Annotated in this window: 15 protein-coding genes and 4 pseudogenes; 10 read left to right on the forward strand and 9 right to left on the reverse strand. The window is 71.1% G+C overall.

The genetic code is table 11. From position 1 onward, the window contains the following. The 3 genes from NBW84_RS15570 to NBW84_RS15580 form a co-directional block, all read left to right on the forward strand. Nucleotides 1-1,677: DEAD/DEAH box helicase (locus NBW84_RS15570; protein ID WP_250285467.1), on the forward strand; the 1,677-nt coding region annotated here is incomplete at its 5' end. A gap of 5 nt (nt 1,678-1,682) precedes the next feature. Beyond that, entirely contained in the window at nt 1,683-3,722 is a 2,040-nt protein-coding gene (locus NBW84_RS15575; RefSeq protein WP_250285468.1) for a hypothetical protein, read from the forward strand. Nucleotides 3,723-3,798: 76 nt separating this feature from the next. After that, entirely contained in the window at nt 3,799-4,449 is a 651-nt protein-coding gene (locus NBW84_RS15580) for a Uma2 family endonuclease (protein ID WP_250285469.1), read from the forward strand. Between the two features lie 157 nt (nt 4,450-4,606). Here the strand turns inward: NBW84_RS15580 and NBW84_RS15585 are convergent, their stop codons facing one another. The 4 genes from NBW84_RS15585 to NBW84_RS15600 form a co-directional block, all read right to left on the reverse strand. Continuing rightward, nucleotides 4,607-5,101 carry a hypothetical protein gene (locus NBW84_RS15585; protein ID WP_250285470.1) on the reverse strand — a complete coding sequence of 165 codons (495 nt, stop codon included), beginning with the start codon at nt 5,099-5,101 and terminating at the stop codon, nt 4,607-4,609. A 145-nt stretch (nt 5,102-5,246) separates the two neighbouring features. Continuing rightward, nucleotides 5,247-5,651 (reverse strand): type II toxin-antitoxin system VapC family toxin, encoded by a 405-nt coding sequence (locus NBW84_RS15590; protein ID WP_250285471.1) that lies wholly within the window; start codon nt 5,649-5,651, stop codon nt 5,247-5,249. Beyond that, nucleotides 5,648-5,881 (reverse strand): AbrB/MazE/SpoVT family DNA-binding domain-containing protein, encoded by a 234-nt coding sequence (locus tag NBW84_RS15595; protein ID WP_250285472.1) that lies wholly within the window; start codon nt 5,879-5,881, stop codon nt 5,648-5,650. Before NBW84_RS15595 ends, NBW84_RS15590 begins: the two co-directional genes overlap by 4 nt. A gap of 341 nt (nt 5,882-6,222) precedes the next feature. After that, complete coding sequence (locus NBW84_RS15600) at nt 6,223-6,816, reverse strand: NADPH-dependent FMN reductase (RefSeq protein WP_250285473.1); 594 nt, start codon at nt 6,814-6,816, stop codon at nt 6,223-6,225. 113 nt (nt 6,817-6,929) lie between these two features. Between NBW84_RS15600 and NBW84_RS15605 the strand changes: the two genes are divergently transcribed. After that, on the forward strand, nt 6,930-7,763 hold the full coding sequence (locus NBW84_RS15605) for a helix-turn-helix domain-containing protein (protein WP_250285474.1): 834 nt from the start codon (nt 6,930-6,932) through the stop codon (nt 7,761-7,763). Between the two features lie 202 nt (nt 7,764-7,965). After that, nucleotides 7,966-8,094, forward strand: coding sequence for a hypothetical protein (locus tag NBW84_RS24350; protein WP_445548447.1), 129 nt, complete (start codon nt 7,966-7,968; stop codon nt 8,092-8,094). Here the strand turns inward: NBW84_RS24350 and NBW84_RS24355 are convergent. The 3 genes and pseudogenes from NBW84_RS24355 to NBW84_RS15620 all read right to left on the reverse strand — a co-directional run. Beyond that, a pseudogene (locus NBW84_RS24355) lies at nt 8,034-8,222 on the reverse strand (PIN domain-containing protein); the annotation flags it as partial. The gene NBW84_RS24350 and the pseudogene NBW84_RS24355 overlap by 61 nt on opposite strands. Further along, nucleotides 8,219-8,455, reverse strand: a pseudogene (locus tag NBW84_RS24360) (AbrB/MazE/SpoVT family DNA-binding domain-containing protein). The pseudogenes NBW84_RS24360 and NBW84_RS24355, both read right to left, overlap by 4 nt. A gap of 164 nt (nt 8,456-8,619) precedes the next feature. Further along, a complete protein-coding gene (locus NBW84_RS15620; RefSeq protein WP_250285477.1) occupies nt 8,620-9,537 on the reverse strand; it encodes a hypothetical protein in 918 nt (305 codons plus the stop codon). Between the two features lie 57 nt (nt 9,538-9,594). On the opposite strand from NBW84_RS15620, the gene NBW84_RS15625 reads away from it, so the two are divergent. Beyond that, the gene (locus NBW84_RS15625) at nt 9,595-9,939 is read left to right on the forward strand and encodes a hypothetical protein (protein ID WP_250285479.1); all 345 of its coding nucleotides are present in this window, start codon (nt 9,595-9,597) and stop codon (nt 9,937-9,939) included. 316 nt (nt 9,940-10,255) lie between these two features. Here the strand turns inward: NBW84_RS15625 and NBW84_RS15630 are convergent, their stop codons facing one another. Beyond that, complete coding sequence (locus NBW84_RS15630) at nt 10,256-10,900, reverse strand: TetR/AcrR family transcriptional regulator (protein ID WP_250285480.1); 645 nt, start codon at nt 10,898-10,900, stop codon at nt 10,256-10,258. A 73-nt stretch (nt 10,901-10,973) separates the two neighbouring features. On the opposite strand from NBW84_RS15630, the gene NBW84_RS15635 reads away from it, so the two are divergent. The 3 genes and pseudogenes from NBW84_RS15635 (at nt 10,974) to NBW84_RS15645 (ending at nt 12,133) form a co-directional block, all read left to right on the forward strand. Continuing rightward, on the forward strand, nt 10,974-11,474 hold the full coding sequence (locus NBW84_RS15635) for a VOC family protein (RefSeq protein ID WP_250285481.1): 501 nt from the start codon (nt 10,974-10,976) through the stop codon (nt 11,472-11,474). A 114-nt stretch (nt 11,475-11,588) separates the two neighbouring features. Next, nucleotides 11,589-11,684: pseudogene (locus tag NBW84_RS24365) on the forward strand (hypothetical protein); the annotation flags it as partial. An 80-nt stretch (nt 11,685-11,764) separates the two neighbouring features. Then, entirely contained in the window at nt 11,765-12,133 is a 369-nt protein-coding gene (locus NBW84_RS15645) for an EamA family transporter (RefSeq protein ID WP_445548729.1), read from the forward strand. Here the strand turns inward: NBW84_RS15645 and NBW84_RS15650 are convergent. Continuing rightward, complete coding sequence (locus tag NBW84_RS15650) at nt 12,079-13,284, reverse strand: sucrase ferredoxin (RefSeq protein ID WP_250285482.1); 1,206 nt, start codon at nt 13,282-13,284, stop codon at nt 12,079-12,081. The two genes, NBW84_RS15645 and NBW84_RS15650, sit on opposite strands and share 55 nt — an antisense overlap. A 250-nt stretch (nt 13,285-13,534) precedes the next feature. Here NBW84_RS15650 and NBW84_RS15655 point away from each other — a divergent pair. Next, nucleotides 13,535-13,881, forward strand: a pseudogene (locus NBW84_RS15655) (hypothetical protein); the annotation flags it as partial.

The following is a 13,881-nucleotide window of genomic DNA, read 5'->3' on the forward strand; positions in this document are numbered from 1 at the left end:
GACCCGGAGTGGTCGGAGCTGCTCGACGAGGCGATCGGCGTGTGGAGCAAGCCCGGTTTCGACAGCCTGATCTCGGTTCCCCGCCTGCGGTTCGAGCCCTTCGGCTACCAGCTGCGGACAGCGGGCACCGTCCTGCGGCGCATGCACGGGCGCGCCATCCTCGCGGACGAGGTGGGCCTCGGAAAGACCATCGAGGCCGGCCTGATCCTCTCCGAGCTGCGGATGCGGGCACTCGCGTCCACCGCTCTGGTGGTCGCTCCGGCCGGGCTGGTCGACCAGTGGCGCGAGGAGCTCGACCGCAAGTTCGCGCTGCCGTCCGTCGTGGCGCGCGCGGGCATGTCCCTGGCGGACGTCGGTGCCGCCGACCGGCCGGTGGTTCTCGCCTCGCTCGCGACGGCGCGGCGGGACCCGCTGCGCACCGCGCTGACCGGGCGCGACTGGGACCTGGTGATCATCGACGAGGCGCACCGGGTCCGTAGCCCGCGCACCGCGTCGGGCCGGCTGGCCCGGGCCCTGCGCGCCCGCTACCTGCTGCTGCTGTCGGCGACACCGGTCGAGAACCGGCTCGAGGATCTCTTTGAGCTGGTCAGCCTGGTCTCGCCGGGCCTGCTCGGGACCGCGGCGGAGTTCCGCCGCCGGCACGGGAACGCGGCACCAGGCGCCACCGGTCCGGCGCACGACGCCCCGACGGCCGCACGGGTGCACAATGTCGCGCAGGTGCACAATGTCGCCGAGCTGCGGGCGCGGACCCGTCAGGTGATGGTCCGGCACCGGCGCAGCGAGGTCGAGGTACTCCTCCCGCAGCGGCTGGCCGAAACCGTTCTGATCACCCCCGACGCCCCGGAGGCCGCGCTCTACGCGGCCGTCGCGGCGCGGATCCGCCGCGAGGCCCGGGGCGCGGCGCCGTCCCGGCTTCTCACGCTTCGCGGTCTGGCCCACCACGCCGGATCGTCACCGGCTGCGCTCGCCCCGACACTCGCGAAGGCCGGCTGGCCCGACCTCGCCGCCCAGGCCGGCGAGATAGGGGTCACCCGCAAGACCCGGACCCTCATCGACCTGCTGCGCCGCCGTCTCGCCAGCGACGAGAAGGTCGTCGTGTTCACCGCGTTCCGGCCGACGCTGGAGACGGCCCGGGCCGCGCTCGTCGAGGCCGGCATAGCGGCGGCCGTCTATCACGGCAGCCTGGCCCGGGCCGACAAGGAACGGGTGATCGGCCGCTTCCGTGACGAGGTGCCCGTCCTGCTCACCACCGAATCCGCCGGTGAGGGCCGTAACATGCAGTTCTGCCACGTCATGGTGAACCTCGACCTGCCGTGGAACCCGATGCGGATCGAACAACGCCTCGGCCGCCTGCACCGGGTCGGCCAGACCCATGACGTCGTACTGACCAACCTCGTCGGACGCGGAACGATCGAGGAACGGATCCTGCGCGTCCTCGAGACGAAAATCAATCTTTTCGAACTGGTCGTCGGTGAGCTCGACATGATTCTCGGCCGCATCGACGACGAGACGGATTTCGCCGACCAGGTGTTCGACGCCTACGTCACGGCGGCGGACGACAGCGAGTTCGACGCGCGGATGGAGGAGCTCGGCGACGCTCTCGCCCGGGCCCGGGTCGACTACCTCGCCAGCCGGGCCGCCATCGACGACCTCGCCGGTGGCGAGGAACAGGAGTAGTTCCCATGCCGGTCACCGATCCCGCCCTGCGCTTCTGGCTGCGCTACGCCACGCGGGAAGGGGCGTTGTGGGAGGAAGGCGCCCAGGCCAGCCTCGTCGTTCTCCCGCAGCGCCTGGCCGGTGCGTTCAGCCTCCCGGAGGAGGTCCTCGTCACCAGCGACCCCGAGGTCGCGCGCGAGGACGGGGCCACCCTCATCGCACCCGGCCATCCGGCGCTGGACCAGGCCGCCGACGCCATCCTGACCACCGGGGACGCCGGTCGGCTCACGCTGGCGTGGCCCGCCCGCGTCCCGCCGGGCGCCGACACCCTGCTCGCGCACGCCCGCGACCGCTTCCCGGTCGACCATGGCCGTCTCGACGCCGCCGGCCCGCCCCGACGGGTGCTGCTGCCCGTCCTGCGGGTCGGCGCGCTCGTCCACTTCGACGTGTCGATGGAGAGCAGCTTCCAGGAGCGGATGGACTGCTGGGTGGACGGCCGCTCCGGCCTTGAGATCGCCGACGGCGTGTGGCGTGCGCTGGCCGCCCAGTCCCCGGAGGCGGACGACACGCCCGCCGCCAGTCGTCCCATCGCCCTTCCGCCGGACCTGGCCCGAGCGGTCCGCGAGGCATACCGGCTGATCGATGCTCGAGCGGCCGTACGGTCAGCGGTGATCGCCAAGGACGCGGAGGACGAGCGCGCCGCCGAGATCCGGCGTGTGGAGCGCTACTACTCCGACGCGCTCGCCTCGATCGCCCGCCGGCGTGCCACCGCCGGCGCCGACCGGGTCGCCATGCTCGACGCCCGGGCCGAGGCTACCCGGGCCGAACGGGTGCGCCGGCTGGCCGAGATCGAGGACAAGCATCGCTCGCACATCGACATCCGGCCGATTCGGCTGCACGTGGTCGAGGCGCCGGCGCTGGAGCTCCCGGTGGACGTGCTGCGCGGACCACGCCGTTATCCCCTGCTCCTGCACTGGATGCTCGGGGCGTCCACTTTCGCGCGCGTACGTTGCCCGTCGTGCGGCGAGCCGGCTCCGCTGGTCGCCGCCAAGGACCGGCTCGGCTGCGAACGCTGCCTCCCCTCGCGCGTGCCGGCACACCACCCGCCGCAGCCCCCGGCCCCGGCATCGGCCCCGGCCCCGGCCCCGGCGTCGGCATCGCGGGGAAACGGCGCGTTGCGGACGGCACCCGTGGCGGCACCCGGGACAGCTCCCCCAGCAGCCCGGGCCGCGAAGCAGCCCCCGGCAGCCCCGCCGTCCACAGCACGGCCATCCGTCACTCGCCCGTCAGCCGGACAGCCGTCGGCCACACAGCCGTCGGTGGCCCAGCGATCGGCGGCGCGCCACGGAACGCCGGCCATCCGCGTCGACGGCGGCGACTTCACCGCCAGGCTGTGGCGCGCGGTAGCGACGGCCGACCGCGCAACGGTGCGCACGCTCGTCGCGCCGGAGTCCCCGCTGGGCGCCGCCATCCGGCTGTTCGGGCCGCTCGGCGCCCTGTACGCGGCGGAGATCCCGCCAGGTGAGATCCCCACGGAGATGAGCGTGGACCACCTGCCGACGATGCCAGAAGTGCCTGAGGTGACCACCGGCGTCCTGCGCACAGCACACCGCCAGTACACCTACTCGCTGCGCTGGGGCCTCGAGGGACGACGGCCTGTCGCGTACGAGGTCCTGCCGTACTTCGGCGCCGCGGCGGGCCCGCGGCTGCTGGGCACAGGCCGCTGGGGGGAAACGCGTCAGCCATCCTCGCGGGTGCCGTCCCCGATCGGAGAGCTGGATCCGGTGGCGGCGGCGATCTGGCGGACGACGCTGCCGGCGACCGGCCTCGCCCTGGCCCTGCGCTGCCTCGCGGCGTGGTGGCGGGCGGGCGAGCTGCCCGCCCTCGCGCCCTGCCCCGCGCCGGTGGTGGCCGCGGCGGTCACCCGCATGGTGAGCTGGCGGTCAGGGCTGCGCAGCTCCACCGACGTCGTGGCGGCGGGCTTCGGCGTGGAACCGGACCGGGTACGCAACGCCGAACGGCCCCTGCAGCGAACGCTCCAGCTCAGCAGGCTCCAGACCTGGTGATCTCCCGAAGTCGGCCTCGCCGGCAACGGTGTCAGGTCCGGCGGTTGCGCTGCCCGCGGCGGGTAACGTGGCGTATATGGCGACGCCGCGGGCTTCCGACTGGTCGTGGCTGCGCGCCGCGGCACAGGCGCCCGAGATGACCCTCGAACTCTACGAGGAGCTCCCTGAAGACCTTGCCGGACGGATCGAGGTCTCGGACGGGACGATCGTCGTCTGCCACTCGCCCAGCGACAGACGCCTGGCAGTCCAGCATGCCCTGCTCAACGCACTCGCCGAGGCCGCCCGCAAACACGACCAGCGCACGGGAACCTGTCACCGGGTCCGCGCTGACATCGACGTCCTGCTCACCGAGGTGCCGTTCCACTTCCGCCGCCCGGACCTGACGCTCTTCCGATGCCTCGACGACTCACGCCGGGGACGGTGGCAAGGCAAGCCAACCGCCGCCGACGCGCTGATCGTCATCGAGATCGTGTCACCCGGCTCCGTCTCCGACGATCTGCTCGTCAAGCGGGTCCGCTACGCCCGGGCGGGCATCGGCTTCTACTGGATCATCCGGCTCGCCCGGAACGACGGCCCTGCCGTGTCCGTCGAGATGCTCCGCCTGACATCGGACGGCACCTACGCGATGGAGCAGGTCACCTTCCGGAAAAAGGACATCCTGGCCATCGACGCCCTCGACCCCGTCGAGGTCACCGTCGCATGGGACCAACTGGACGAGTGGCTCTAGCCAGCGGCGGAACTTCGCCCGTGCCCGTGCCCGCCCAGCTCGGCAGGACCCTCGACACCTGCCGCCGGCAGATGGCTACCGCGCTGGTCGCCGCGTGGCCATGACCTACCGCGAGACCAGTTGGCGGACAGGGTACTCGCCCGGTTCCGGGTCCGATTCAGCCATCGACCGGCTCGGGAACGTCGACGAAGTCGTCGCCGCCGGGCCTACCGTTGTGTATCGCGCGACGGAGCGGGTCACGCATCGCAGCGGCGGTAGTCTGCCAGGCACGCAGGGTTTCACGCAGTGGTTCCGGATCGGCCTGTGCCACGGTGAGCGCCAGCGAATCGCGTAGTTCCTCCAGCGCCTTGAGTCGATCATCGACGTCGAACTCCGCCAGCCAGGCCAACGAACCCAGGGCCGCAGGAGTGATCTTGATGCCGGATGCCAGCGCCGCCTCTGCCGCGAACAACTGAACGGCCACAGCGGACGCCTCGGTCAGGGCCGCGACACGACGTGCCGTGAGCATCACGAGCACGGCACCATCGGTGTCACGCGGTGACGCCTCGCCGTGCTTCGCGGCATCCAGGAACTCACGACGGCGAGCACCAGCCAGATCGCTCACCTGAAACATCAGGGTCATGCCATGATTCGCATATGATCGTGGCAGCATCCGTAATCCGATGGACAGGCCGGTGGGTCGGGCCGCTCAGGATCTGGCTGACTGTCACCCGGCGCGGCCCTCGAGCCACCTCCAGGCATGATCGCGAGCCGCCCTCTCGAGGATCGAACTCGTGCATCAGAGCGGTCATCAACGCTCAGGGTGCGATGAGGTCGACTTTCGGGAAGTAGGTCCGGTACCGGGCGGCGTCGCGGGTCAACAGCCGGTAGCCGGCAACCGCGGCGTGTGCGCCGATCAGGAAATCCGGGAGGGGCGACGTCCTCGTCCCGCTCCGACGGCGGTAACGCGTGTATGCCTTGCCGGCGAGGAAGGCCGCCGGATACGGAAGAACATCGCGTCGGAACACCTCTGGCCGGAGCGTGTCATCGAGCTCCTCGATCCGCGGATAGCGGACGGAGACCTCCGCGTAGATCACGGGATTGATGACGAGCTGTGCTTCGTCCGCGGCCGCCGCGACCGCGGACGCTGACCAGTCGCCCCACCGGGGGTCGTCACTAAGCAGGTCGAGCAGCACGTTGCTGTCGACCAGGACGGGCGTCACTCGCCGCGGGTCAGTGCCATGATCTCATCGGTGGACATGCCCGGCGGGGCCGTGCCGCGAAGCTGACGCACGATGCGCCGGCCACGCCCGCCACCCGGCCCCGGCTCCACCCGCACGATGTGGACGCCATCGTCATCGAAAACGATCTCGATCTCACTGCCTGGGAGGAGACCGGCCTTCTCCCGGATCTCCACGGGAATCGTCACCTGCCCCTTGGACGTGATCCGCATCGATGCCTCCTACTTCTCAAAGTAAGAGTATTACCCCGCCGTCAGCCAGGCGACAGAACCCGCGGCCGGTGACAGCGTGCACACAGCCATGCAGACGGACGGCCAACCAGCGCCCCCAGGGATCCACACCCCCTTCAGCGGAATGAGTGTGTAAGTGGCTGGCGCAGCAGCCACTTACACACTCATTATCATGATCCTCTTCTTCGCTTCGGGATGGGCGAAGGGGAGCAACGTCGGCCCGGAGCGGAGCGGCCGGGTGGTGCTCGGTCCGAGCGGCACCCGGCGCGCCGCGACGCCGCCGGCCCCCGCCGCTCGGGCTCCGTCACGCCGAGCGATCGCGGTCAGCCGGGATAGGGTGCCTCGGCGCGCGCCTTCCGGAGTGCGGCCGCCCACCAGGCGAGCTGGTTGAACATCGCCTTGGCATAGACGGGCGCTTCCGGGTCGGCCGGCCGGCCCGCGTCCCAGGTCACGAAATAGTTCGGGAATGCCAGACGGTCACGAATGGTCACCGCGTGCAGCTCGCTGAGGACGTTCTCCAGGTGCAGGACCGCGTGCCGACCGCCCGACGCGCCCCCGTAGCTGACGAACGCCACCGGCTTCGCGGTCCACTGCGTGAAGTGCCAGTCGATGGCAGCCTTCAGCGACGCTGGGTAACTATGATTGTACTCGGGAGTGACGAAGACGAACGCGTCGGCCGCGTCGAGCCGCGCGGTCAGGGTCGCCATACCCGCCGGCCGCGGGTACGAGGCCCCGGCGTACTTCGGCGACTCGGCGGGCAGGGACAGCGGGATCTCGAACTCGGCGAGGTCGACCACCGCCACGTCGAAACCCCCGTGCGCGGCGGCCTGTTCGGCGGCCCACGCGGCCACGACCGGGCCGAACCTTCCCTCCCGCACACTGCCGACGACGATGACGAGTCTGCTGGTTCCGCTCATGGTCACAACGGTCGGCCACGCCGTCCCGGGCCGCCAGACCGGGCACAGGCTGGCCCTGGCAGGGCCACCATCGCACCAGGTGCACGATGGCCCCGGTTCGTACACTGGGCCGTGTGAGTACGCCGCTGGGTGACTTTCTCCGAGCCAGGCGCGATGCTACCCGACCCGAGACGCTCGGCCTGCCGGCGGGCTCCCGTCGCCGTGTCCCGGGATTACGGCGGTCGGAGCTGGCGACGCTCGCCGGCATCAGCGTCGAGTACCTGGTCCGGATCGAGCAGGGCAGCGACCGCAACCCGTCGCCCGCGGTCGTCAACGCGCTCGCCGACGCGCTGCGCCTCGACGTCACCGAGCGGGAACACCTGCGGTACCTGACAAAGATCGGCAGCGGTGTGTGCAGGGGCCCGCTCGCCCAGCCCCGACCGGACGTCAGGCCGGCGGTACTCAGGCTGCTCGTCCAGTTCGAACCAGGAATCGCGTTCATCACCAACCGGCTGGGCGACGTTCTCGCCTACACCGACGGCTTCGACCTGCTCGCCCGGCCGTCGGGGCTACTCGACTCGGACAGCCCCAGTCTCACCCGCTTCGTGTTCACCGACAGGCGCGCCCGCGAGGTCTTCCCGGACTGGGACCACGTCGCTGACGAGCGGGCCTTCGACCTGTGGCTCGGCCCGTCCGCCGAACGCTCCGCCCAGTTCAGGGCGGAGCTCGGCGCCATCGCCGGCGACGACTTCACCCGGCGGCTGAACCAGTACGCGCTGCCGTCGCGCGGCGTCCTGCGGTGGGCCCATCCGACGGTCGGTGAGCTGCGGTTCGACCGTGAGACGATGGAGCTTCCGCCCACCGACGCCCAGCAGATGGTGGTGTTCCTTCCCGCCGACGCCGCGACCGCCGACGCGTTGGACCGGCTGCGCGCAAGGCGCGGCGCCACCCTGCGCGCCGTCAACTAAGAACCTACGCGCCGTCAACCGAGAACGACCCCGGCCCTTCGACACCCCGTCCCGCTTCAGTGCCTGGGCGTTCGACCACCTCGAAGGTGAGACCACCGAGCTTGTTGCGCCAGGCCCGGACACACCCGGCTGCCGGCAGCCATCGCCGCGACCGCGCCGGGCGTCGGCACGGCGTCATCGCGGGACGAACTGGCAACCAGGTGTGGGCGCTCATGGCGAGGGCGCGACCGAGCAGGAGGCATGGGACGACCTCCGCGAGGCGCTCGTCGGCCTGGCGGCGTCCGGCTCGGACAGTCTCGCGTCACCCGGCATTCTGGTGAGTACCGAGTAGGTCTCCGCGAGAGCGTGCCCACTCAGCGTGAGCTCCTGCCCGGCCCACCATCGCACCACGTCCACGTGATGCGTATGCGAGCGCACCAGGAGGGGAACCGCGACACTCGTGTCGACCGCAGTGGTCACCGGCGGCCCGCGTCGATGAGGCCGAACAGGATGTCGTCATCGACAGGCGTGTCGCCGGCCGACACGAGCACGCCGTTCTCCTCAACGAGGCGCGCGGTCCTGCCGGCCGGCACGACCTGCACTCAAGCGCCGTAGGGCGAGATGTCCACCCTCGTACCCGGGAGCAGGCCCAGCGTGTCACGGATGGACTTGGGCAGCACGATCCGGCCAGCCTGATCGATAACAGCCTCCATGGGAAAACGATACCAACGCGATCCCAGCCGCCGTGGGGAGCCGGCGTGCTGAAGCGTGACACCGCTCCTACCGCCTGCCGACCGGCGTCTGTCGCCCGCCCCGCCAGGATCACGCGGGCGCTGCACTCCTGCCCGGCCGCGGCCTGCGCGTGAGCCCCTTGCCACTAGTCCCGGATGACGTCCTCGACAGTGGTCGCCGTGGCCGCGCGGCGAAGCCACAGGTCGAGCTGACCGGTGTCGACGCTGGCCAGGATTCGCTCCCGAATCGCGGCAGGCACCGGCACGCCGCGGCTCTCGAGGACCAGCAGCACCGACCGTGCCTCACCACGTGCCTCACCACGTGCCTCACCACGTGCCTCACCGCGTGCCTCGCCGCGTGCCTCAGCCCGGGCGTCGACCTCGTTCAGCATGTCGTCGTAGTAGCGCTTTCCGACGGCCGTGGTCATCAGGAACTCCTCCCATCGGGCCCGGGCCGCCGCGGTCAGCCTGGCCACCGTCACATTATGATAAAAGATCTTCGCGTCCGGCGCCAACGTGAGCAGCGCAGCCAGCAGCGCCGGGAATATCAGATCGACGTCGGCATCGGCGAGATGGCACATCGCGGAGAGCAGCATCCGCGCCGGCCAGGCGGCCGCCAGCTCCTCATCGACGATCGCCGGCACGTTGGCGGGCTTGACGGACCGCGGTCGAAGCTGCGCGCCGCTGACGGTGTCCTGCGCGATCTGCCTGCTGTACCAGTCCGCGACGGCCGGATCGGGGAAGAAGACCACAAGTGAGGCCTTGATCCCGAACTCCCGCTCGAGGTGCCCGATATAGAGCTTCCAGGAAGCGAGTTTCTCCGGATTCCGGCCGCGCTGCACCTCGAAGACGACAGCGCGCAGCGGCTTGCCGTCGGGCCCGTAGAGCAGCACCATGGCGTCCGCCTGGTAGGTCCGCGGGCGGACGTTCGGGTCATACAGCCGCGCATGGTCGAAGGCCGGGGTGTCGTCGCCGAGCAGCGTCTGTACCCAGTCGGGCAGGGACGGATCGAGCCGGACCAGTTCGATCGGCGTCTCGTGGGCCGGGGAAGGCATACCGGACATGATGCCCACCGGATCCGACAGATCAGGGCCGGAACGAGGCCGGCGCAGTGGGCCGGTGTGGTCTGGCCGGTAGGACTGTTCGAACCAGGAATCGCGTTCGTCACCAACCGGCTGGGCGACGTTCTCGCCTATCCCGACGGCTTCGGCCTGCTCGCCCGGCCCTCGGGACTACTCGATTCGGACAGCCCCAGCCTCACCCGCAACGTGCTCACCCTGCTCTTCCGCGACCGCCTGGTACGTGATCACGGCGCGAAGGCAGCCTTCCCTCCGCCATCGATCAGCACCTGGACGCCGCGCCGTTCCCGGGCCGGCTCGCCCGGAACGCCGGTGAGGTACTGGCATCGACTGTCAACAGGGCCGGAGGCAGGGGGCAGTCCACCGCTCCGACGATCAGGTCATTGAGCCCTCCGACACGCCGCGCGCCGTGTTAACAGTTTTCGCGCACTTCAGTGCGCTTGACCGCAGTCGGGTGCGGACTCTGGTCCTGCGATGTCAGGATCAGGCGGGTACGAGATATTTGATCTTGATGTAACAGCAAACAGGCACGCGGCGTGAAGGTCCAGATTGGAAGCGCAACGGCCGGGTAAAATACCGTGCCCCGGGCGGCATGCAGAGCAGAGGTGGACCGGGAGCCTTCGAAGCTGGACGGTACAGCAGCAGCCGTCGGGTCGCAAGCAGCTCGCCGGCTCCCGGCTGCTTGGGGTTCGGCGCGGGCTGCTCACCTATCCGGCGTGGCCGCGGCGGCGATGAGGCGCTGCCAAGTGGCGCGTAGCCACGTTCGGTACTGGTCGGTGGTCCAGCCGAGGGTTTCGCGGACCAGCAGATAAGTGTTGGCGTGCGCGAGCACGCCGGCGGTGTCACACAGCCAGTCGAGGTCGACGCCGGCGGGAAGTAGTCCGTCGTCGCGCAGCGCGGTGAAGAAAGAGCGCATCGAGTCTCGGGTCGCCGCGCGTCCGGCGCGGGCCGCGGCGGCGATGACGGGCTCGAGAGGTTCGGCCTGCTGCGCGACGGCGAACACGTCGCCGGCGCGGGCCATGAGCGCGGCGCTGCCGTCAGCGAGCAGGCCGATCCGTTCGTCGACGGTGGGCGCGACGAGCGCGGCCTGGTACCACTCACGGCTCTGCACGTCGAGGTCCTGAGTGTCACCGACGATGGCCACGTCGACGACGCGCCGCAGGAGATCGGCCTTGGTTCCGAAGCGCACGTAGACCGTGCGAGGCGCGACGCGGGCGGCGTCGGCGACCGCGGTGAGAGTGGTGGCCGCGTACCCGTCGCGGACGAACAGCTCGTGGGCGGCGGCCAGGATCCGCTCCTCGGTCTCCGCGACCCGGGCCGCCCGCAGGCCCTTGACATCACTCATCATACGATGCAGTCTAACTGCAATACAGTTGGACTGCATTTTTGCATCTGCGCTATACACAACTCGGGGGTCCGCCGTGACGAACACTGTCGCGCCAGAGCTCGACGGGGTGCATCACGTCAAGCTCCCGGTGAGCGACCTGGACCGCTCGCGTACCTGGTACGAGAGCCGTCTGGGCTACGAGATCAGCACCGAGTTCGTCGAGAACGGCGTCCTGATGGGGGTGGTCATGGTGCACCCCAATGGCGGGCCGGCCTTCGGCCTGCGGCTGGACCCGGAGCGAGCCGCCCGCGCGGCGGGCTTCGACTACTTCTCGATCGGTGTGCCGACCAGGGCGGCCCTCGAGGCGCTCGCGCGGCGGCTCACAGCACTGGGCGAAGCCCATGCCGGCGTGCACTTCGCCACGATCGGCTGGATTCTGCCCGGTGCTCATGACCCGGACGGTCACGAGGTCCGCTTCTACACCACCCAGGCGCACACCGACTGGACCGATCCCGAGATCGCCACCGTCGACGACGCGATCGCGACCGCCGCTCGCCGCGAGCAGGACCACCGGTCCGACCAGGCGTCCGCGTAGTAGCGGCCGTCCCTCTGCTGGCCGCCGCCCGGCTGTCGGCTGAACCCGCACATCCCAAAGCAGGAGCAACCGATGACAACCACCGGGCCGCACCGGGCCCCGGTCGAGGCCGCGATGAACGTCGTCCTCGTCGTCGACGAGCTCGACCGGCTCGACCCGGCCACCGACACCAGCGTCGGGCTCATGCACGCGGCCCAGGACCGCGGCGCCGCCGTGCGGGTCAACCCCCTCGAACTGGTGGAGGCACGGACCTACATCACCGCCGTGGGCCTCGGCCTGTTCAGTTATGTCTGGCACACCCGCGACGGCGATCGAGCGCCTGTCGGTGGAAACACTCCCGGTTCGGGCACACCCTCATGTTCGGGCTGGCCGTCGGCACCGCCAATGCCGCCCTGTTCCTGGCTATCGCACGCCTGCCGGTCGCCATGGCCATCGTGCTACAGAACATGGCGCCCGCTCTCGTCGTCCTGTGGTCGCTGCTGACTCATCGCAGACGGCCAGCCGCGACAGTGCCGATCGCACTGGCCGCGATGATCATCGGGGTGGCGTTCGTCGTAGACCTACCGGCAGCCGGAACCGGCCAGATCAGTCTGACCGGCCTCGCCTACGGCCTGCTTACCGCCGTCGCCGTCGCGTCGTTCTCCATCCTCGGCCCCTGAGTTCCGCGGGTCCGTCGGATCTCGATTGAGCGCAGGGACAGCTCGGGGCTGGTTTTTTCGGCGTGGTCCAGGGCTTCGCCGCAGAGCGGGACGGGGACGTTTCGGACCACCGCGACGGACGCGGTGGCTGTTGCGGCGCCGGTCGGTCCCTGCCAGGCCAGCTCCACCGTTGCCAGTCGGCCGCTGGCTGCGACCTCGGTGCGGGAGGCGGTGAGCTCGTGGTCGAGCCAGCCCCAGCCGAAACGCTCGAACAGCTCCCGCTCGGCCACCTGCCCCCACTGGTCGAGCGCGGTGCTCCCCCGGTACCGTCCGCGCAGCTCGGCGGGGGTGTTGGCGCGCCGCACGATCCCGTCGAGGGCCGGGGCGTCAAGGAAGCCCCAGGCCCGCCCGTCCGGGAAGGTGAAACCGGTCGGGGCGAACCGGTGGCCGCCGGTGTGGCTGCACCGCCGGACCCGCACGCCGGGCCAGGAGGATCTCACCTCGAGGTGCAGGCGGGCGCCGGCCCGGCCGCAGCAGCGGTCCCGCCGGCCATGGCCGCACAGCAGGATCTCGGCGGGAGCCGGCCGGGCCGGCGGCCACTCGTCGGCGTCGTCCCGGCCTCGGCCGAGCCTCGGGTCGGCGCCGGGCTCGGCACCATGGCCAGGGCCCGGACGCACACCGAGGCCGCGGCCACCATTCCGATCATGATTTCGGACGGCATCGAGGCCGGGGCCGCGGTCACGGTCGAGGAGGCCGAGGATGCCCTCGGTGAGGCGCTCCCGGGGGACGATGTGGTCGCTGCCCTGGAGACCGTTGGAGTTCCGGCGGCGCCACAGTGTGACTCGGACGCCGCGCCGTCCTCCGCCACGATCAGTACCGTTGCCCGCTTCGCCCCTGTCCGCTTCCGCCGTGGTCGCGGCCCGGCTGCCGGCGGCCGTGGCGGGGCCGTCGGCCGGTGCGACGGCGAGCAGCCGGGCACCGCGCGGCAGGCCGGGCACGACGTCGGCGAGGGCCGGTATGTCGCCGACGTCCCGCGGCCACGGTGGCGGCGTCTCGACGAGCAGGAAGGTGTCGCACTCCAGGGCGGAGCCGATCGGGTCGACACCCTGCTCCCACGTCCACTCGGCGCAGCGCACCGACAGCGCCGAGGACGCCGTCCCGGCGTTGATCACCGTGTGTCCTGCCCCTGCTGCATCTGTGACCTCCGACGACGCTGACGGTGGCACGAACGCGGTACGGCCGCGCCGCTGCCGACTCGCCAGCCGCCCTGGCCCGGCGGGCCCGGCAGGCCATGAGGACGCTGTATCAGCCGCCTCCGGACGAACGGGCCCACCGGTCACCTGGGCGGCGCTGCCACCCGCCCGGCCACCGTACCCGCCGCAACGCCCCTGCCGGGCTTCCTGTCAGGAGCCCGCCGCCTGGGTGGGCACCGGCACACCGGTCGACGGTGTCGTTGTGACCAGCGGCACGACCGGTGGCGGTGGCGGTTGCTCGGTCTGGACGGGCAGTGGCTGGACGGGCGGTGGCTGGATGGGCGGGCCGGTCCGCGGTGGCGACGGCCGTGCCGTGACGCCGGTCGTCGCCACCGCCGTCGGCCGGGTGACGTGGGGCGGGAGCATCTGGGGCACCGGCGGCAGGGAGCGTGACCCGCCACCAACGGCAGGCACACCGGCGGTGATCAGCTCGTCGTCGAGCGCCGCGGGCGGCCCGGCCGCGGCGCCCACCGGCGCGGACGGCGGGGCGGCCGAGGTGGGTGGCGCGGCGCCGGG

The sequence above is a fragment of the Protofrankia sp. CiP1_Cm_nod2 genome, from assembly GCF_920664355.1.
Lineage (GTDB): Bacteria > Actinomycetota > Actinomycetes > Frankiales > Frankiaceae > Protofrankia.